This is a genomic window from Xenorhabdus aichiensis (assembly GCF_028598775.1).
Classification (GTDB): Bacteria; Pseudomonadota; Gammaproteobacteria; order Enterobacterales; family Enterobacteriaceae; genus Xenorhabdus; species Xenorhabdus bovienii.
In genome coordinates this window covers 40,810-62,652 of the sequence record NZ_JAQRFO010000001.1, presented here as the reverse complement: position 1 = coordinate 62,652, position 21,843 = coordinate 40,810, and the positions used below count along the sequence as shown (strand labels likewise).

Below are 21,843 nucleotides of genomic sequence, written 5' to 3'. Positions count from 1 at the left end.
GATGGGATATATTAAAAATGAAAACCAAACTAATTATTTCCTCTTTGTTTTTATCATCTGTATTTGTATCCGCAGCACATGCCGCCGATGGACAAATCAAATTTACAGGCGATATTACCGCGACTGCATGTAAAATTGATCCTAGTTCTGCAAACCAAACCGTTAACATGGGTACTATCAGTTCAAGTTCATTCAATGGAGTAAATAGCACATCAGCCGCAACACGTTTCAGTATCACACTGACTGACTGCCCTACAGAAGTTAATTATGCCCAAGTTAAATTTGATGGGAATCCGGATAGCCGAAATAATAACCTTTTGGCATTAAATAACGACGATCCAAAGAAAAAAGCGGCGGAAGGAGTTGCGCTCGGTCTTTATGAAGCAGATAGCTCAACTCTGATTTCTCTGGCACAGCCATCCAGATCTCAGGAACTGACTAATAAATCCAAACAGCAACTGAATTTTATTGCTAAATATATCGCTACAAATTCAACTGTTAGCCCAGGTTCCGGTGATGCGGTAGCCAACTTTACTATTGTCTACAACTAAGGATTTTTATGGCAGGGATGCCCGAATAATACAATATAGCCAATGAATATGACAAATAATAATAAATAATTTATTCATTAATAGATAAACATAATATTGTTTGGAGCAATCACTTTGAAATATTTTCGTGTTTTTATTTTCATTATTATCTACATTTTTAGCACCAATATTTCTTTTGCTGGTGTCGTTATCGGTGGCACTCGTGTTGTGTATATTAGTGACCGAAAAGAAGCATCAATCTCCATTAGCAATCCTGAAACAGATGTTTCTTATCTTATTCAATCATGGGTTCAGGATGAAAATAATGAAACCAAAGTTCCTTTTATTATCACTCCCCCACTATTCAAATTAACCGCCGGAAATGAAAATATTCTGCGAATTGTAAAAACTGGCGAAAACTTGCCAAATGATAAAGAGTCTCTTTTCTGGCTTAATGTCAAATCTATTCCAGGAACAGTGAAATCAGATCAGAACCAATTGCAAATCACCGTGAAATCCCGCTTTAAGCTATTCTATCGTCCTGTCGATTTAGCAGACAACGCCAGTATTGCCTACAAAGCGCTGAAATTCAAAACCGTAGGACATAAGCTAATCGCAGAGAACCCAACACCATACTATATCTCGTTTTCTGATCTAACCACTGGAAATAATTCAATAAATCATGAAATAAAACTGGGTGGTATGATATCTCCTTATGGTCAATTAAGTTGGGATATTCCCGTTAAAAATATCAACTATGTCACTTGGAAAACCATCAATGATTTTGGCGGTGTAACGCCAGAAGAAAAACGCATGTTCTGACCATAAATTTACACAATATATCAAGGTTAGAAAATCATTATGGATAACTACCGTCATTATCTTCAACATAATATTTCTGATAATTGGGTATTATTTATCAAGCCAAGCAAAGTGTTTTTATATGCTGTAACAATCACATGGCTTTTCACTCATTATAATGAGGCTTATGGTGAAGAATATTTCAATATCAATGCGTTGGAAACTCACTCCGGCTTTCCAGAAGATATTGATCTATCAATTTTCACTCAAGATGATCAGCAGCTACCTGGCCGCTATTGGGTGGATATTTACCTCAATCGGGAAAAAGTAGACACTGGGCATGTCGATTTTATCATTGTAAACCATAAACTATCGCCGAAGATTAAACTACAGCGGCTAAAGAAGATGGGAGTAAATATTGACTCATTCCCCTCCTTGCGTGATTTACCACAAGAAACAGAAATAGCTGATCTTGGGCAGTATATTTCATCTGCATCATCTGTTTTCGATTTCAATAAGCAGCGGCTTGATATCAGTATTCCCCAAGCCGCTCTGAATAGCCAAGTCAGAGATTATGTTTCATCTCATTTGTGGGAACAGGGGTTAACCTCTCTGCTTGTTAATTATAATTACAGCGGTTCAATCAATTGGCTGAATAATCAATCCGGATCGACAAACAACAATTTTCTCAATCTTAGAACAGGCGCCAATTGGGGAGCATGGCGGTTGCGGAATTACTCTACTTACAGCAGCCAAAATCACAAATGGCAAAGTCTTAACACTTACCTACAACGGGATATTCATGCCCTAAAAAGCCAGTTGGTATTTGGTGACAGTTATACACCTTCAGCCATTTTTGATGGTTTTCAATTTCGGGGAATGCAATTAGCTTCTGATGACAACATGCTGCCTGATAGCCTGAAAGGGTTTGCACCCACGATACGGGGAATAGCCCAAAGTAATGCTCAAGTTACCATTAAACAGAATGGTTATATCATTTATGAAACCTATGTTTCTGCTGGGCCTTTTGTTATCAGCGATCTCTACCCCACCACATCCAGTGGTAATCTGGAAATCATTATCAAGGAAGCGGATGGGAGAGAACATCGTTCTGTACAGCCTTTTTCAGCCGTTCCTATCATGTTACGGGAAAATAGTTTGCGACATTCCCTGACTCTGGGGAAATATCAATCTTTCACTCATCGTGGCAAAGAACCTTATTTTATGCAGGGTACGGTAATATATGGTATTTCCAACCGTGTGACGGTTTATGGTGGAACCACCCTCTCAAAAGATTATCAATCCGCCGCTTTCGGTACAGGATATAGCTTTTCTGATTGGGGCTCTCTCTCCTTTGATGTCACTCATGCGAAATCAAATTTAGCTGAGAATTTCAGTGACTCAGGGCAATCATATCGTTTCCAGTATGCAAAAGATCTTTCCCAAACAGGTACCAGCTTCACTTTAGCGGGTTATCGTTATTCGACTCACCGCTTTTATGATTTTAAGGAAGCCAATGAGATCGATATTACAGACAACAAAGATAATCGCAGCAACACCAATAAACGTAGTAAATTGCAACTACACGTCAACCAGTCACTGGAAAATTGGGGAAGTGTTTATCTATCTGCTTTTCAGCAAGATTACTGGTATCAAAAAGGTTACGAACGGAACATCAGTGCTGGTTACAATACCAGTTATAATTCAATCAATTACAATCTGAATTATACCTACAGTGAATTCCCCGACTCAAAACACAATGAGCAGATTTTATCATTCAGTGTGCAAATCCCGCTTGATCGCTGGCTGAAAAATAGCTGGGTAAGTTATAACCTGACCAACAGTAAAAACAGGGATACGTCCCATCAGATCAGTCTCAATGGTACAGCCCTAGAAGATAACAACCTGATTTACAGTATCCAGCAAAATTATACCCATCACGATAAAAATATTGGTGGGAATATCAGCGCAGAATACAAAGGTGCATATGGTCAGATTAACGCGGGTTACAATTACGATAAACAATCCAAGCAACTGAATTACGGCTTAAATGGTGGGATCGTTGCACATCCTTACGGTGTTACGCTTTCCCAATCATTGGGAGATACACTGGCATTAGTACGTGCCCATGGTGCCAAAGGAGTTAAAGTTCAAAATCATACCGGTATTTCAACAGACTGGAACGGCTATGCCATCGTCCCTTATGTCAGTAGTTATCGTAAAAACCGTATTGCTCTGGATACTTATTCAATGGGCAACAATGTTGATATTGATATCAATACGCAAACTATCATCCCAACCCAAGGTTCATTGGCTTTAGCCAATTTCCAAACCCGTATTGGCTATCGCGTTTTGATGATGCTTTCCCATAAAGGTAAAGAAATTCCATTTGGCGCAACAGCAACACTGGAAAAACAACACGACATTGATGACGCCAACAGCACCATCATCAGCAATGATGGACAAGCTTATCTCAGTGGTGTTCCTAAAACAGGTCGGTTATGGGTGAAATGGGGATACAAGGATATTCAGGAATGTCATGTGAATTACCAACTTCCTGATGAAATACCGACATCAGGTTTGTACATGGTGAATGCAGCCTGTGAATAACAATACCAGAACACCTATTTGATATTTTTATATATTATGGAAATTTTATATGATTAACGGCTTAAAATTATTATTAGCAAGCACATTTATCGCGGGCATAATGAGTAGTTTTGATGCTCTGGCAAATTATGACTGCCAATATTCGCCGGGTTTTTCAGCCGACACTACGTACGTCTCTTTTGGCACTATCGTTATTCCTAGAGACCATCCCATCGGAACAACCATCAAAGAAATTCGGTTGGATCATGTGGATGAAAAAGGCAATATCGCCACCTGTAATACGCTCACTCCTACATCATGGGAGAAACCGAATTTTGATCCGGCACACTACAACTATGATGCGATTTATGAATCTGGAGTGCCGGGTGTCGGTATCCGTATCAATACATGGGGGCCCGGCTACGGTATCGATTGGCTACCCAGAACAGCGACATATCCAGTCACTTGTTCCCCGCCGAGTCAGTTTCCAAATAAAAAGCAATATTGTGGCCGAACATGGGGTTATTTGACCGTTCAATTAATCAAAATTGCGCCAACAACCGGTTCAGGGCCAACTCATCAGAGACTGCTGACCAGAGCCAAATTGGGGCTCGATCTCCCTATTCATACTTTCTTTTTGACAAATACTTATATCATGACTCAGGGGTGTTCCCTCAAGCAAAAAACGACCTTCGTCAATATGGGAGAAGTCAGAACCAGTGCGTTTCGCGGCATTAACAGTACAGCCGGCATGAGAAGTTTCGAATTAAATCTGGATTGCGATGCGAATGTTAAAGTTGGCGTGACGCTGGATGGACGACCTGCAAAAAGCAATGCCAATAATATCTGGGCATTGGATTATAATAGTGACAACGTCACGGCAACCGGAATTGGTTTGCAGATCTTGTACCAAAATCAACCGTTATCAATGGGTTCTCCGCTGATGATTCACTCCGGCCAAACAATAGGCAATTTTGCTATTCCACTGCACGCTCGTTATATCCAAACAGAAGGACGGGTGACACCAGGCAAGGCAGATGCAACGGCAACCATTACGTTGACCTATCAATAAACGCAAATCTCCAAGACGATCCGCAAACACAGCCCAAAGAACGATAACGGTGAGGCGATTACTTATCGTACAAGTGGCTGTTTTAGCAGCCACTTGTTTTTAATCCGAGACAGCATATTTATTCCCTCCATCTAGCCAGTTTTCCTTAATAATCACACGACTACAATTCATGCACCCTAACATCCTTGTTTACGATGTTCCTGCCAGCAACAAAGTATCGACATCAAGGTGTAATTTAGTTAATTTACCTACAATAACTCATTGTTATATCTATTTTCAGACAAAAATTCTTATCTTGAGATGCGTTTAAAGTTCATTTTTCATCCAGACACCAGGTTAATCAAAGTCAGTAATTCTTTTATTTTCAGATAGAAGTATCAGGTTGGATCTTAACTATTACAAAGGAGAAATGAGTATGTCACACAGCCAAAATCGCTCCTCAGAAATTTCCTTAGCCGTTGATAACGACGATTCTCTTCTTCCTCATGCACACCCGTTGAGTTCTCCTCAGCAAGTCATCTGGCTCGATCAGGTTATCCACCCCGGTTCTCCCAATTACAATATCGGTCTTTTTACCTGCATCGAAGGAGAATTGGATGAAGCCTTGTTCGCTCGTGCTTTTGAAGCCGTTGTTTATCGTCATGACACACTGCGTTTACAGCTCATCAACACCCACACCTTACCGCTGCAAGAGGTGACTGATACGCTCCCCGTGTTCATGGACATACACGATTTCTCTCCGCATATCGACGCAGAAGCCCAAACCAAACAACATATCAATACCGAATTCATGCGTCCGTTCCATTTGGATGGAGCGCTATGGCGTACCGAATTATTACGGGTGGGCCATACACGTCGGTACTGGCAGTTTTGCTGTCACCATTTGATCATGGATGGTATTAGTTTGTTCATACTCGGTGAAGATGTTGTCGATACCTATAATCGCCTGATAAGGGGAGAAACGCTGAACAGGACTGCCCCCTCCTATCTGAATTTCATTACGGATGACCGAGATTATCTGGCTTCTCAACGCTACTCACACGATTTGCAATTTTGGGTGAAGCGCTATGAAAGCCTACCGCCGCCATTACTCCCAACTGCCAATCCCAACAAAGCCGCAAGCCACGGGCAAGCCAAACCTATTTTTTGGCAAATAGACAAGACGCTTTTTCAACGTATCGAAGACACCGTGGCCCGTCAGGGATTATCCGTCCTGCATTTTATGTATGCCGTTCTGGCTAGCTATTTCAGCCGGACGACGGGGGCGGATGAAATTGTCATCGGCATTCCTGTGCACAACCGCAAAAATGCCCAACAAAAAAACACCATGGGAATGTTTGCATCCGTTATTCCGATTGGCGTGACAATTTCACCAGAAGACACGTTCCTTGATGTTATGCACAAAGCCGCTACCGAATTGCGTCGTTGCTATAAGCACCAACGTTTTCCCATTGCAGAGATCAACCGACAAACACATATTCAGCAGAAAACGGGGCGTGCTCAATTATTTGACATTACACTGTCACTCGAACCGTTTAAAGCCAATCTGCATATGGCAGGAGAAGATACCAACATCCAATTTTTTGATATACACCATGGTGTGCCCTATCCTCTTTCGATCATCATCAAGCAGTACACAACCGGTCTTGGCGATGACCTTCAACCCATCACAATTGAATTCGATTTCTCTACCGATTACCTGAGCACCTCAGAGGTTATGGCTCTCCAATCTCGTTTTACCGTATTGATCGACGCCGCCATCACCGCTCTGGATACGCCGATAGTGAATTTGCCCATCTTGCCCGAAGCTGAACGCCAACAGATATTGGTGGACTTCAATGCCACTCAGGCCAATTTCCCGCAAAATGCATTGATTCATCAATTGTTCGAAGCACAGGTACAACGCAATCCTGACGCTATCGCCGTGGTCTTTGAAGGCCAATCCCTAAGTTATGACGAGCTTAACCGCCGCGCCAATCGTCTGGCCCATCATCTGATTGCGTTGAATGTGCATCCAGACGATCGTGTGTCGAACGCAGTCTGGATATGGTGGTCGGTTTATTGGGTATCCTCAAGGCTGGCGGGGCTTATGTACCGCTCGATCCGGCCTATCCTGCCGAGCGACTGGCATATATGCTTGATGACGCGGCACCAGTGGCTTTGCTCACACAGACGGTACTACTCGACACACTGGCCAGCAGCATCATACCTACGCTGGTGCTCAACAAGCCCGAATCGACTATAGCAACGCAACCAACCCACAATCCGGACGCGCAAGCACTCGGCCTGACGTCACACCATTTGGCCTATGTGATCTACACTTCGGGATCTACTGGACTCCCCAAAGGAGTGATGGTCGAGCATCGCGGCCTGAGTAATCTGCTCTCGACACAGCAAGATGTTCTGGCAATCGAGCCATGCAGCCATATTCTGCAATTTGCCTCAAACAGCTTTGACGCCTGTATCTGGGAATGCTGCATGGCACTTCTGGGAGGTGCCTGTCTCCATCTTGTCCAGCGCACGCATCTCCTGCCCGGCGCAGCACTATTGGATACTTTGGAATCCCATGCCATTACCCATGTGTTGTTGTCGCCAACAGCGTTGGCTGCACTGGATTCCGTTCCTGTGACACTACAGACCCTGATCGTAGGCGGAGAAGCCTGCCCATCCTCACTGATCAAACGCTGGGCTACCGGTCGACGCATGCTTAATGCTTATGGGCCGACTGAAAGTACGATCTGTTCAACTATTTATCTGTGCGATAACCAAAAAGAAGGGACTCCGCCTATCGGCAGTCCAATCGCCAATACTCGTATCTATATCCTTGATCCGCATGGACAGCCCGTCCCCCTTGGTGTGGCGGGGGAAATCCATATCGCCGGTGTTGGCATTGCCCGCGGCTACCTGAACCGTCCTGAATTGACGGCGGAACGCTTCCTGCCCGACCCGTTTTCCGGCATGCCGGCAGCACGCATGTACAAAACCGGTGATCGGGGGCGCTGGCTGGCTGACGGCAATATCGAATACCTCGGCCGCAACGATTTTCAGGTCAAGCTGCGCGGCTTCCGTATCGAACTGGGAGAAATTGAGTCTCAACTGGTACAATGCCACGGCGTGCGCGAAGCAGTTGTCCTTGCCCGAGAAGACATTTCTGATGAAAAAACACCGGGTGAAAAACGGCTTGTTGCTTATCTGCTCGCCGAACCGAATGTGGAACTGGTGCCAGCGGAACTGCGCCAGCAGCTCGCACGGCACCTTACCGAGTATATGCTGCCCAGCGCTTTTGTAACACTCGACACCTTCCCGCTAACGCCCAATGGCAAGCTCGACCGTCAGGCTCTACCTGCTCCGGATCAGATGGCGGTCGTAGCACGCAGCTACGAAGCACCTGCCGATGAAATGGAAACGGCATTGGCTGAGATTTGGCAAGCGTTATTAGGGCTGGAAAAGGTGGGACGTTATGACCATTTCTTTGAGCTCGGTGGTCATTCGCTAATGGCGGTGAACCTGATCGAACGACTACGTCGTCGGGGCTGGGTTCTTGACATCAGTACCGTCTTCTCCACACCGACGCTGGCCGAAATGGCGCAAGCAATGCTGCTTGCTCAAGACAGTGCTGCCGCTTTCACCGTGCCACCCAATCTCATCCCTGACGGCTGTACCACCATTACGCCTGATATGCTGTCCCTGATATCCTTGTCCCAGCGCGAGATTGATACTATTGCCGCCACCATCCCCGGTGGCGCCGCTAATATTCAGGATATCTACCCACTCGCGCCATTACAGGAAGGCATTCTGTTTCATCACCTGTTGCAACCGCAAGGTGATACTTATCTGTTACGCAGCCTGCTCGCTTTCGACACCCATCAGCGCCTCGCTGCCTTCCTGACAGCCTTACAACAGGTCATTAACCGCCACGATATTCTGCGCACCGCCGCCTGCTGGCAGGGATTAGCACAGCCAGTGCAAGTCGTCTGGCGTCAGGCCCCTCTGCGCACCGATACGTTTGTGCCGACCAGTGACAAGGACGTCCAATCTCAATTGCTGGCACACACCGATCCACACCAGCGGCGTCTCGATTTGCGTCAGGCTCCGCTTTTCTCCATCGATATCGCCCATGATCCGATCCAGAACGAGTGGTTGCTGGTTCTGTGCTTCCACCATCTGGTCAGTGACCATATCACCTTGGAACTTATCATCGCTGAAATCAGCGAACTGTTGCAAAATCGTGCCGAAAACTTACCCGCAGCACAGCCTTACCGCAACTTTGTCGCCCAGTCCCTGAGCGTACCGGCTTCAGAGCACGAAACCTACTTCCGTGAGGTGCTCGCCGGTGTAGATGCGCCAACCACGCCCTTCGGAATACTGGATGTCCACAGCGGGGATAGACAGGTGACGGAAGCCACGCATCTACTTGACGCGGTACTGGCCAGGGCCATCCGCACGCAGGCGCGCCGTCAAGGTATCAGTCCCGGTGTGCTGTTCCATGTCGCATGGGCGCAGGTGTTGGCTAAAACCAGCGGGCGGGATGATGTGGTTTTCGGCACAGTCTTACTGGGGCGTATGCAAGGGAGTGCCGGCATCGATCGGAGCCTTGGCCTGTTTATCAATACCCTGCCCGTGAGGGTCCGGCTGGCAGGGAACAGCGTACAAACGACCGTGCAAACGGTCTACCGCAATTTGACAAGGCTGCTGGAACACGAGCAGGCACCACTTACGCTGGCGCAGCGCTGTAGTGGTGTGGCACCGTCCCTGCCGCTCTTCAGCGCACTGCTTAACTATCGTCATAGCCAACCAGAGACAACCTTTGCCGCGTGGGAAGGTAAAGGTATACGTCTGTTGGCAGAACAGGAGAGAACCAACTATCCCCTCACCTTGTCCGTGGATGATTTGGGTGAAGGCTTCCGGTTGGTTGCCCAGACCGTACCGGGTATCGATCCGGCTCGTCTGGCCGCCTATATGACCACCGCTCTTACAGGTCTGGTTGAGGCGTTGGAAACCGAACCTCAACGACCGATCGTGAACCTCTCTATTCTGCCCGCCACCGAGCACCAGCAACTGCTGGTCGATTTCAACGCCACTCAAGTCGACTTCCCGCAGTATGCGTTGATTCATCAACTGTTCGAAGCGCAAGTACTGCGCACACCAGACGCCACCGCCGTGGTCTTTGAAGACCAATCGCTGAGTTATAACGAGCTAAACCACCGTGCCAATCGTCTGGCGCATCATCTAATTGCGTTGGGGATACGCCCTGATGATCGGGTGGCACTTTATGTCGAACGCAGTCTGGCTATGGTAGTCGGTTTATTAGGCGTTCTGAAAGCTGGCGGGGCTTATGTACCTCTCGACCCGGCTTATCCCGACGAGCGGCTGGCATATATGCTTGAAGACGCGACACCAAAGGTGGTACTGACCCAGAAGATGCTCGCTGATCGGCTGGCCAGCACGGTGCCTACGGTTATGCCCATGATAATACTCGACAACCCAGAACCATTGATTGAGGCTATGCCAACCGATAATCCAGATGCGCGGTCACTGGGCCTGACGTCACGCCATCTGGCATACGTGATCTACACCTCAGGCTCTACCGGTCTGCCCAAGGGAGTGGCGATCGAACACCGCAATACGGTGAATTTCCTCACCTGGGTACAACAAGCTTTCCGCCCTGAAGAGCTAGCCCATACCCTTTTCGCTACCTCGCTCAATTTTGACTTAGCCGTGTACGAATGTTTTGCGCCTTTCATCTCCGGTGGCACGGTTCATCTTGTTTCTGATGCGCTTTCGCTGGTCACCAAAAAACCATCGGTCAGCCTAATCAATACGGTGCCATCGGCCATCACGCATTTGATCGACACTAACGCGATCCCTGCGGCTACCCGAACAGTCAATTTGGCTGGTGAATCGCTGAAACCGCACGTTGTCGAACAATTGTTTGCTTGTTCTTCTGTACAGGAGGTGTGCAATTTATACGGCCCTTCGGAGACGACAACCTATTCAACCTGGGTACGCATGAACCGGATGACTGGCTTTGTCGCTCATATTGGTCGCCCAATCGCCAATACCCAAATTTATATCCTCGACGCCGACAGTCAACCTGTCCCGCTCGGTGTTACAGGGGAGATCCATATCGCGGGTGCCGGTGTTGCCCGCGGCTATCTAAACCGCCCCGAACTGACGGCGGAACGTTTCCTGCCCAATCCCTTCGCAACAATAGCCGGAGCGCGCATGTACAAGACCGGCGATCTGGGCTGCTGGCTGCCCGACGGCAATATTGAATACCTCGGCCGCAACGATTTTCAGGTCAAGCTGCGCGGCTTCCGAATTGAACTCGGAGAAATCGAAGTCAGATTGGTGCAATGCCACGGTGTGAGCGAGGCGGTTGTGATTGCCCGAGAAGACATTTCCGATGAAATTCCTGATGAAAATAGTGCAGGTCAGAAGCGTCTGGTCGCCTATCTGCTGCCTCAGGCGGGTGTTGAATTGGAACCAATGGCACTGCGCCAGCAGCTCGCGCAGCACCTTGCCGAGTATATGCTGCCCAGCGCCTTTGTGACGCTCGATGCCTTCCCGCTGACGCCTAATGGCAAACTCGACCGACAGGCGCTCCCTGCCCCTGATTCGTCTGCGATGGTGACGCGTGGCTATGAAGCGCCTGTTAGTGAAATGGAAATGGCACTGGCCGAGATTTGGCAAGTGTTATTAGGGCTGGAAAGGGTGAGCCGTTACGACCATTTCTTTGAGCTCGGCGGTCATTCCCTGCTCGCGATCCAACTTGCTGCACGAGTACGCCAGAGGCTGGCGTTGGAACTGCCCTTACCGCAACTCTTTGCCTACCCTGTCCTCGCTGATTTGGCTACCGTACTCATCGACGCATCAGTGGCCGCGCAAACCGTCATTCTGACCGCCGACCGCCGTCAGTCACTGCCGCTCTCTTTCGCCCAGCAACGCCTGTGGTTCCTCGCCCAACTCAATCCTAAGGCCAGTCTGGCCTACCATATTCCTACGGTTCTTCGCCTGCACGGGCAGTTAGACCACACCGCATTTACAGCCGCACTCGACAACCTTGTTGCCCGACAAGAAAGCCTGCGCACACGTTTTGTCCTGGTTGATGAACAGCCTTACCAGCAAATTGACGACGCGGATATCGGTTTTACCCTGATCTGTCAGGATCTGCGCGGATTAGACGCGGCTTCCCGCCTAACCCGTATTGACGAATTGATGGAACTCGAAACACAAACCCTGTTTAATTTTGCCAACGAACCGCTGGTTCGAGGTCAATTGCTGCAATTGGCGGGCGAAGAACATGTGTTGATCCTCACCCAGCATCATCTCATCACCGACGGCTGGTCAGTGGGGGTATTGATCCACGAACTGAGAGCACTCTACTGTGCCGCGCTTGGGGAGCATGGTGATCCTTTACCGCCCCTGTCTATTCAGTATGCCGACTATGCCGTCTGGCAACGCGAATGGTTGCAGGGTGATATTCTCACTGCACAACGGAATTTCTGGCGAGTGCAACTTCAGGGCGCACCGTCGCTGCTGGCGCTGCCCACCGACCGACCACGCCCACCAGAGCAGCGTTACGCCGGCAGCCATGTGCCTGTCCATCTGGATGCTGACTTATTGACTGCCCTCAAGGCGCTCGGACAGCGTCAGGGCACAACGTTATTTATGACCCTGCTTACGGCTTGGGGGATCGTGCTTACCCGTTTGAGTGGTCAGGACGATATCGTCATCGGCACCCCCGTCGCCAATCGTCCACGGAGTGAACTTGAGGGGCTGATAGGTTTTTTCGTCAATACCCTACCTTTGCGTATCGAATTGGGGCAGTGCAACGCAGTGGCGGAACTGCTCGCCCACGTCCGCGAGCGAGCGCTGGCGGCCTATACTCATCAAGACCTGCCTTTTGAACAAATAGTGGAAACCCTGCAACCTGAGCGTAGCCTGAGCTACAGCCCGATCTTTCAGGTCATGCTGGCGCTGAACAATACCCCCACCCAATCCTTTGAATTACCCGGTTTATCCGTTTCGTTGGTTGAACAGACACATCGCAGCGCGCACTTTGACCTGACATTGTCACTCATTGAAACCGTGGATGACCTCAATGGTTATCTGGAATATGCCTCGGATCTGTTCGACCGTGCGACGGTTGAGCGCATGGTGGGTTATTTCACTCAAGTACTGACGGCCATGGCGGCCGATGAAACGCAAGCCATTACCCGTCTGCCGATGCTGTCCGTTGCCGAACGTCAGCAGTTGCTGGTTGATTTCAACGCCACTCAAGTCGACTTCCCGCAACATAGGCTGATTCATCAACTGTTCGAAGCTCAGGTGCAACGCACACCGAACGCCGCTGCCGTAATCTTTGAGAAACACTCGCTGAGTTATAGTGAACTCAACCGCCGCGCCAATCAATTGGCACACAGCCTGATAGCCTTTGGCGTGCGCCCTGATGATCGTGTGGCGATTTGTGTTGAACGGGGCTTGGATATGATCATCGGCCTGTTCGGGATCTTAAAAGCCGGTGCTGGTTATATCCCACTCGATCCAGAATATCCCACTGAACGGCTGGTCTATCAGTTGTCGGACAGCAAACCTGTCATATTGCTGACTCAGAAGCATTTACAAACACGCTTCTCAATACAAGACCTGTCCATCTGGCTGCTGGATGATGAAATTCATCAAAATAACGTGGCGAAACAGCCAGCGCATAACCCTGACAGCGAACAAATGGGGCTTCAGCCGCACCATTTGGCCTATATCATCTACACTTCCGGTTCAACCGGACATCCAAAAGGCGTCATGCTGGAACACCGCAATGTCGTGAGCCTTATCCATGCCCAGCGTCAGATCAGTGAGCCTCACTTGGGCGATCGTATTTTGCAATTTGTGACTATGGCGTTTGATATTTCGGTGTCGGATATTTTCCCCACCCTTGCATCGGGTGCCACACTGATTCTGCGCCCACCCCATATCAAAATACCGGATATCACCTTTGTCAATTTCTTGCGTGAGCAGAAAATGACTATCATCAATATACCAACCGCCTTCTGGCACCACTGGGTACAAGAGATGATGGCAGGACGCGGTGGTTTCAGCCCCTATCTGCACACCGTCATTGTTGGCGGCGATAAAGTGGAACACCGCTATTTAATGGACTGGCTGTCGTGCCCAGAGACGCAATCCTGCCGTTGGTTCAACGCCTATGGCCCCACAGAGATAACCGTCACTGCCACGGCACTGATGATAGATGACAAACATACTCCGCCTATTACCGACAACGTTCCAATTGGGCGCCCGCTGTCCAATACCCGCATCTATATTTTGGATGCGCTCGATCAGCCGGTTCCTGTCGGCGTGAGCGGCGAAATCCATATCGGTGGTATGGGCGTCGCCCGTGGTTATTCGAACCAACCGGAACTAACAGCAGAGAAATTTGTTGTCGATCCCTTCAGCGACCACCCCAACGCCCGCATGTATAAAACCGGCGACTTGGGTCGCTGGCGGACTGACGGCAATATCGAATATCTCGGTCGCAATGATTTCCAGGTTAAAATACGCGGTTTTCGTATCGAGCTGGGGGAAATCGAAACCAGATTAGTACAATGCCACGGAGTGCGTGAGGCTATTGTGCTTCATCGCGAAGTTTCTACCGGTAAAGAAATGCCGGGCGACAAGCGCCTCGTTGCCTATCTGCTCGCCGAACCAAATACGGAACTGGTGCCAGCGGAACTGCGCCAGCAGCTCACGCAGCACCTTGCCGAATATATGCTGCCCAGCGCCTTTGTAACACTCGATGCCTTCCCGCTGGCACCTAATGGCAAGCTTGATCGTCAGGCACTGCCGATGCCGGATCAGGCCGCGGTCGTGACCCGCACTTATGAAGCTCCCGTCGGCGACATGGAAATAGCACTGGCCGAGATCTGGCAAGCGTTATTAGGGTTGGAAAAGGTGAGCCGTTATGACCACTTTTTTGAACTCGGTGGTCACTCACTAATGGTAGTCAGTCTGATCGAACGGCTGCGCAGCCAGGGTTGGATCATTGACATCCGCACCGTGTTCGCTACACCCGTACTTACCGAGATAGCGAAAGTGATGCAGATAGCCGAAGGTAACACGGCCACGTTCACTACACCGCCCAATCTCATTCCTGATGGTTGTACCGCCATCACCCCGGACATGTTGCCTCTGGTGTCCCTGACGCAATGCGAGATTGATGCCATCGCCGCTACCCTTCCCGGTGGTGCGGCTAATATCCAGGATATCTACCCGCTCGCCCCGTTACAGGAAGGCATGCTGTTCCACCACCTGCTGCAAACACAAGGGGATATTTATCTGTTACATATCTTGCTTACTTTCGACACCCGCGAGCGCCTTGATGCCTTTCTGACGGCTCTTCAACAAGTCATTGATTACCACGATATTCTACGCACCGCCTTCTGCTGGCAGAAATTACCCCAGCCAGTGCAAGTTGTCTGGCGTCAGGCGCCCCTACGCATCGACACCTTTGTGCCGGACAGCGACAAGGACATTCCTTCTCAGTTGCTGGCGCACACTGACCCGTATCGGCACCGTCTTGATATCAGTCAGGCTCCGCTTTTCTCCACTGATATCGTTCATGATCCGCGCCAAGGTAAGTGGTTGCTGGCTCTATGCTGCCACCATATCCTCAACGACCATATGTCATTGGATCTCATCATTGATGAAATCAATGAACTTCTGCACCATCGTAGTACCGGATACTTACTCCCAGCACGGCCTTACCGTCACTTTATCGCTCAGTCCCTGCGTGTACCGATGCCAGACCATGAGGTGTTTTTCCGTGAGATGCTCGCCGACGTGGATGCACCGACCGCGCCTTTCGGGATACTGGATGTCTACAGTGGGGATAGACTAGTGACTGAGGTTACAAAACCACTTAATGCAGCACTGGCCAGAGCTACCCGCACGCAGGCGCGCCGCCAGGGAGTCAGTCCCGGTGTGCTGTTCCATGTCGCGTGGGCGCAGGTGCTGGCAAAAGTAAGCGGGCGGGATGATGTGGTCTTCGGGACAGTCTTGCTGGGACGCATGCAGGGAAGTGCCGACATCGAGCGGATTCTAGGTCTGTTTATCAATACGCTGCCCGTGCGGATCCAACTTGCAGGGAACAGTGTACAGGAGACCGTGAAAGCGGCTTATCGCAGTTTGACGCGACTGCTGGAACACGAGCAGGCACCACTGGCGCTAGCGCAGCGCTGTAGCGGTGTAGCGCCGCCCCTGCCGCTCTTCAGTTCACTCCTTAACTATCGCCATAGCCAATCGGATGTAACCCGCACCCTATGGGAGGGCATACACCTGACAACTGCACAGGAGAGGACTAACTATCCCCTCTACTTGGCTGTGGATGATTTGGGTAAAGGCTTTCTGTTGGCGGCTCAGGCCGTACCGGGTATTGATCCGGCGTGTCTGATCACCTATATGACCACCGCCTTGGCGGGTCTGGTTGAGGCGTTGGAAACCGAACCTCAACGGCCGATCGTGAACCTCTTCATTCTGCCTGCCACCGAACATCGGCAATTGCAAGATACCTTGATTCAGCACTTCACCCAATCCCACGGAGTGCGTGAAGAAACTGTCGTGACTCGCGGCTATGAAGCCCCCATCGGTGACATGGAAACGGCACTGGCCCAAATCTGGCAGAAGCTGCTGAAACTGGAAAAAATCGGCCGGCATGACAATTTCTTTGAGTTGGGCGGCCATTCGCTGACAGCGATACAATTGCTGGCTCGTATGTATGAGCAAAATATGGAGATTCCGTTAGCGGCGTTGTTCACTCACCCCACTCTGTGTGAACTGGCTTTAGCCGTGGGTGAGCAGGCTTCCCCAACCTGAGTGGAAAACACACGTCGCGCAGTATCGGCCAATGTCAATACGGGGCTGTATGAGTCACCAACAGCCCCTAAATACTACATAGCGATATTTTCCATTACCTGCAAAATACGCTTATCCGAAATTGGGTACGCTGTCCCCAGTTGTTGGGCAAACAGGCTGATTCGCAGTTCTTCTATCATCCAGCGGAGCTCTTTCACTTCAGGTAATTGTTTCTGCTGAATAGAGAGTTTCGCTAGCCACTGCTGCCATTGCCGTTGGATATTTTCAATCCGGCTCATGTGTGCCCTATCCCTGTTTGGATCAATCGCTAATTTTTCCAACCGACGTTCAATGCCATTCAAGTAACGCAAAACATCCGCAAGACGTTTCCAGCCGTGAGAGGTAACAAAGCCATTAAAAACTAAACCGGAAATTTGTTCTTTAATATCCGACAAGGCAAGCGCGAGTGCGATATCCACCCTTCCCTTCAAACGTTTATTAATAGAAAAAACCGTCGTCAAGATCTGCTCGACCTGTTTGGCTATATTGACCACTGCCTCATTCAAATCAGCCCGAACGTTATTCTGCAAACTTGCAAATGCTTCTTCATTCCATGCTGGCCCACCATTCTCTGCGATTAATCTATCCACACCGCAGGAAATGCAGTCATCAATCAGATCCAGCACTTTTCCATAGGGATTAAAATACAGCCCAAGTTTAGATTTGTTAGGTAATTTCTCATGCAGGTATTTAATCGGTGACGGAATATTCATGAGCAGCAATCGACGAGTGCCTTCCCACATCGCATTTTGCTGTTCGGATTCAGTTTCGAACAATTTGATACCGATACTGTCTTTTTCATCCACCAATGCCGGAAATGCCTTAACAGAATAACCGCCGCGTTTCTGCTCGTAACATTCAGGCAACTCGCCAAAGCTCCAGATATGCAGTCCGCTTTGTTCAATGCCATCATCCGCTACCGCCGAAAGTGTTTCCTGTACTTTACCTTTCAATTGCAGTCTCAATGCAGACAGATCCTTACCTTCCGCCAGCGGTTTGTTTTTCTCACCAATGATACGAAATGTGATTTTCAGATGATCAGGAACCTGATCCAATTGCCAATCATCACGTGACACTGTCACACCCGTCATACGGCGGAGTTCTTTCTCAAAACTATCCAGTAAGGTAGCCTGCGGCTGTGTTACCCGCTCCAGAAATGCCTGTGCATAGTTAGGTGCAGGCACAAAATTCCGGCGTACAGGTTTTGGCAGGGATTTAATCAATGCAACGACCAGATCATGACGAATTCCCGGAATTTGCCAGTCAAAACCTTCATCTTTAACTTGATTCAGGATTGGCAGCGGAATATGCACAGTGACACCATCCGCATCCGTTCCCGGCTCAAACTGGTAACTCAAGCGGAATTTCAAATTGTCTTGATGCCAATAGTTGGGATAATCCAAAGCACTAACTTTATCTGCATCACCTTTAATTAACATGCTCTTTTCAAAGTTGAGCAGTTCAGGTTGATCTTTACTGGCGACTTGCCACCAGCGATCAAAATGTCGGGAAGACATGACTTCTTGACCGATTCGCTGATCGTAGAAACTGAACAAGGTTTCATCATCCACCAGAATATCCCGACGGCGGGATTTATGTTCCAGCTCTTCAACTTCTTCGCGTAACTTGAGATTGGCACGGAAAAATGAGTGCCGGGTCTGCCAATCCCCTTCCACCAACGCATGACGGATGAACAACTCCCGGCATAACATCGGATCAATCTGGCTGTAATTCACCAAACGCCCCGCCACAATCGGCAAGCCATACAACGTCACTTTTTCCGTTGCCATCACCGCACCTTGAGATTTTTGCCAATGCGGTTCGCTGTAATGGTGCTTGATTAAATGTGCCGCCAATGGCTCGACCCATTCAGGTTCGATGCGTGCAGCAATACGCCCCCATAATCGGCTGGTTTCTACCAATTCAGCCACCATTCCCCATTTAGGTGGTTTTTTAAATAACCCTGATCCCGGAAATACAGAAAAACGAGCATTACGTGCGCCAGTATATTCCTGTTTATCGGTATCCTTCTGACCGACATGAGATAACAGACCCGTTAGCAACGCAATATGGATACTGCGGTAATCCGCTTCTTGACTGTTTATCGGCAGGCCAATTTCTTTAACAACCTGCCGAAGCTGAGTATAGACATCCTGCCACTCCCTCACTCTGAGGTAATTCAGATAGTCCTGGCGGCAAAGTTTGCGGAATTGCGAACTGGAAAGCGCTTTCTGCTGTTCAACCAGAAAATCCCACAATTTCAGGAATGCGATGAAATCAGAATCTTTATCTGCGAAACGACGGTGTTTTTCATCAGAAGCCTGCTGTTTTTCCAGCGGCCTTTCCCGTGGATCTTGAATCGATAACGCAGAAGTAATGACCATGACTTCACGGACACAACCATGCGCTCTAGCTTCCAACACCATACGCGCCAATCTTGGGTCGATAGGCAGTTGTGCAAGTTGCTGCCCCATTGGCGTCAGCCGGTAAGTTCCGCCTGACAGGGATTCCGGATCAATGGCCCCAAGTTCTTCCAGCAAACGGACACCATCTTGAACATTACGTTTATCCGGCGCTTCAACAAACGGGAATGCGCTCACATCGCCCAAGCCAATGGAGGTCATCTGCAAAATGACAGAAGCCAAATTAGTACGCAGAATCTCAGGATCGGTAAATTCCGGGCGAGATAAATAATCGTCTTCCGAGTAGAGCCGGATACAGATCCCATCTGAAACACGACCACAGCGGCCTTTGCGCTGATTGGCAGATGCCTGCGAAATCGGCTCTATCGGCAGACGCTGGACCTTGGTTCGATAACTGTATCGGCTGATACGTGCAAAACCGGTATCAATGACATATTTGATACCAGGCACGGTCAGCGATGTTTCTGCAACGTTAGTTGCCAATATAATTCTGCGCCCGACATGCGGCTGGAATATCCGGTTCTGTTCGCTGTTGGATAAACGGGCAAATAGGGGCAGGATTTCAGTATGCGGAAAGTTCTGTTTATCCAGTGCATCTGCCGTATCACGGATTTCCCGCTCCCCGCTCATGAAAACCAGAATGTCGCCTGAACTTTCATGCCCCAATTCATCTACAGCATCAATGATCGCTTCAAGTTGATCCCGATCACTGTCACTCTCATCGCCTGCCACCGGACGATACCGAACTTCCACTGGATAAGTACGGCCAGAGACTTCAATAATTGGTGCATTGTTGAAATGGCGGGAAAAACGCTCAGGATCAATAGTCGCGGAGGTAATGATAATTTTTAGATCAGGGCGTTTAAGCAGCAACTGGCGCAAATAGCCAAGGATAAAATCAATGTTCAGGCTGCGTTCATGAGCTTCATCAATAATCAGCGTGTCATATTGCAGCAGCAGGCGATCTTGCTGCAATTCTGCCAGCAGAATACCGTCCGTCATTAACTTGACCAGCGTATTCTCGCTGACATGATCATTAAAACGTACTTTATAACCGACGGCTGAGCCAAGCGGAGTTTCCAGTTCATCCGCAATACGGCTGGCAACCGAGCGCGCCGCCAGGCGACGGGGCTGCGTATGACCAATTAGCCCTTTAACCCCTCTTCCCAACTCAAGGCAGATTTTGGGGATCTGGGTTGTTTTACCTGAACCCGTTTCTCCCGCAATAATGACGACTTGATTATCTCGAATCGCTTTATAGATATCGTCTTTTTTCTGGCTAACTGGTAGGTTTTCAGGATATTTAATCAGGGGACATGAAACGCGACGATTGATAACTTTCTGTTTTGCAATGGCGATATCTTCAGAAATAGATTTTGCCACGGCCTGCAAAGAGGCCTGATTTTTGATTTTTGCTGCTCCATGCAGACGTTTTTTCAGCCGGAATTGATCGCGCAGCGGCGTGTGCTCAAGTTCAGCGAATAATTCAGCAAATGATGCTGTCAAAGGTGATTCCACGGTGATAAATCCTTGTGATGTTCTTAATTAAGTAGCGCTGTCTTTATTCTCAACATCGCTTTTATTGTCAACACAATATCTTCTTATTGAAACACTGAATCTGAGAACCTATTTCAGTAAACTAATAGGATAGATTCTTATTGATTTCTTATTAACTGAAATATTAGAAGTGTAACATATCTTGAGCACCTCAATGAACTTGATCTAAACCGCAAATCCGTTATTCAATAAATTTGAATGCCAATCTCGAAATATTGAGCTATTGCTTGAACGATATACGACATAAGATAGCTGACAAATCGACACAATTAGCAACACATTAGTTATCCTGTGTTAATAAAGGAATTGAAATATGAATAAAGTACTGGTTCTGAAATCGAGCATTCTGGCGCAGCATTCCCAAAGCAATAAAATGGCTGATTACTTTGTCGAAAAATGGCTGGCCAACCACGTAGATGATAGCATTACTGTACGCGATTTAGCTGAAAATCCAGTACCGGTGCTTGATGGAGAATTAGTGGGAGCTTTGCGCCCAAGTGATGCAGAGATGACAGTGCGCCAAAAAGCCACATTAGCTTTGTCGGATGAACTGATTGCAGAGTTGAAAGTTCACGATGTGATCGTGCTTACTGCCCCAATGTATAACTTCACTATTCCAACCCAATTGAAAGCCTATTTTGACCTGATTGCCCGTGCCGGCGCTACCTTCCGCTATACCGAAACCGGGCCAGAAGGTTTGCTGAAAAACAAACGTGCCATTGTGCTAACTAGCCGTGGCGGCATTCATAAAGATAACCCAACGGATTTGATAACACCGTACCTGCGTACTTTTTTGGGATTCATCGGTATTGACGATGTTGAATTCGTCTTTGCAGAGGGTTTTGGATTGGGTGCGGAATCGGCAGAACTGGCTCATCAGTCTGCCCAGAGTGCTATCAATGATATGATGGCAAAAATTTCAGCTTAATTAATAGCTCAGAATTATTACCTCAAAACTATA

At 48.5% G+C, this 21,843-nt stretch carries 7 protein-coding genes and 1 pseudogene; 7 read left to right on the top strand and 1 reads right to left on the bottom strand.

Translation table 11 applies throughout. The annotated features are described in order from the left end of the window. Positions 1-17 precede the first annotated feature (17 nt). The 6 genes and pseudogenes from PSI22_RS00235 (at position 18) to PSI22_RS00210 (ending at position 16,863) form a co-directional block, all read left to right on the top strand. Positions 18-551, top strand: coding sequence for a fimbrial protein (locus tag PSI22_RS00235; RefSeq protein WP_273577767.1), 534 nt, complete (start codon positions 18-20; stop codon positions 549-551). A gap of 114 nt (positions 552-665) precedes the next feature. Further along, positions 666-1,352 (top strand): fimbrial biogenesis chaperone, encoded by a 687-nt coding sequence (locus PSI22_RS00230; protein WP_273577766.1) that lies wholly within the window; start codon positions 666-668, stop codon positions 1,350-1,352. A gap of 39 nt (positions 1,353-1,391) precedes the next feature. Beyond that, complete coding sequence (locus PSI22_RS00225) at positions 1,392-3,941, top strand: fimbria/pilus outer membrane usher protein (protein WP_273577765.1); 2,550 nt, start codon at positions 1,392-1,394, stop codon at positions 3,939-3,941. A 49-nt stretch (positions 3,942-3,990) separates the two neighbouring features. Further along, positions 3,991-4,992 carry a fimbrial protein gene (locus tag PSI22_RS00220; protein ID WP_273577764.1) on the top strand — a complete coding sequence of 334 codons (1,002 nt, stop codon included), beginning with the start codon at positions 3,991-3,993 and terminating at the stop codon, positions 4,990-4,992. Positions 4,993-5,401: 409 nt separating this feature from the next. Beyond that, positions 5,402-6,760, top strand: a pseudogene (locus PSI22_RS21615) (condensation domain-containing protein); the annotation flags it as partial. A gap of 278 nt (positions 6,761-7,038) precedes the next feature. Beyond that, positions 7,039-16,863, top strand: coding sequence for a non-ribosomal peptide synthetase (locus PSI22_RS00210; protein WP_273577763.1), 9,825 nt, complete (start codon positions 7,039-7,041; stop codon positions 16,861-16,863). A 74-nt stretch (positions 16,864-16,937) separates the two neighbouring features. Here PSI22_RS00210 and hrpA read toward each other — a convergent pair whose 3' ends face one another. Then, positions 16,938-20,843: an ATP-dependent RNA helicase HrpA gene (gene hrpA / locus PSI22_RS00205; RefSeq protein ID WP_370688956.1), complete on the bottom strand. Its 3,906-nt coding sequence runs from the start codon at positions 20,841-20,843 to the stop codon at positions 16,938-16,940. A gap of 352 nt (positions 20,844-21,195) precedes the next feature. Between hrpA and PSI22_RS00200 the strand changes: the two genes are divergently transcribed. Continuing rightward, complete coding sequence (locus tag PSI22_RS00200; RefSeq protein WP_273577762.1) at positions 21,196-21,810, top strand: FMN-dependent NADH-azoreductase; 615 nt, start codon at positions 21,196-21,198, stop codon at positions 21,808-21,810. Positions 21,811-21,843 lie beyond the last annotated feature (33 nt).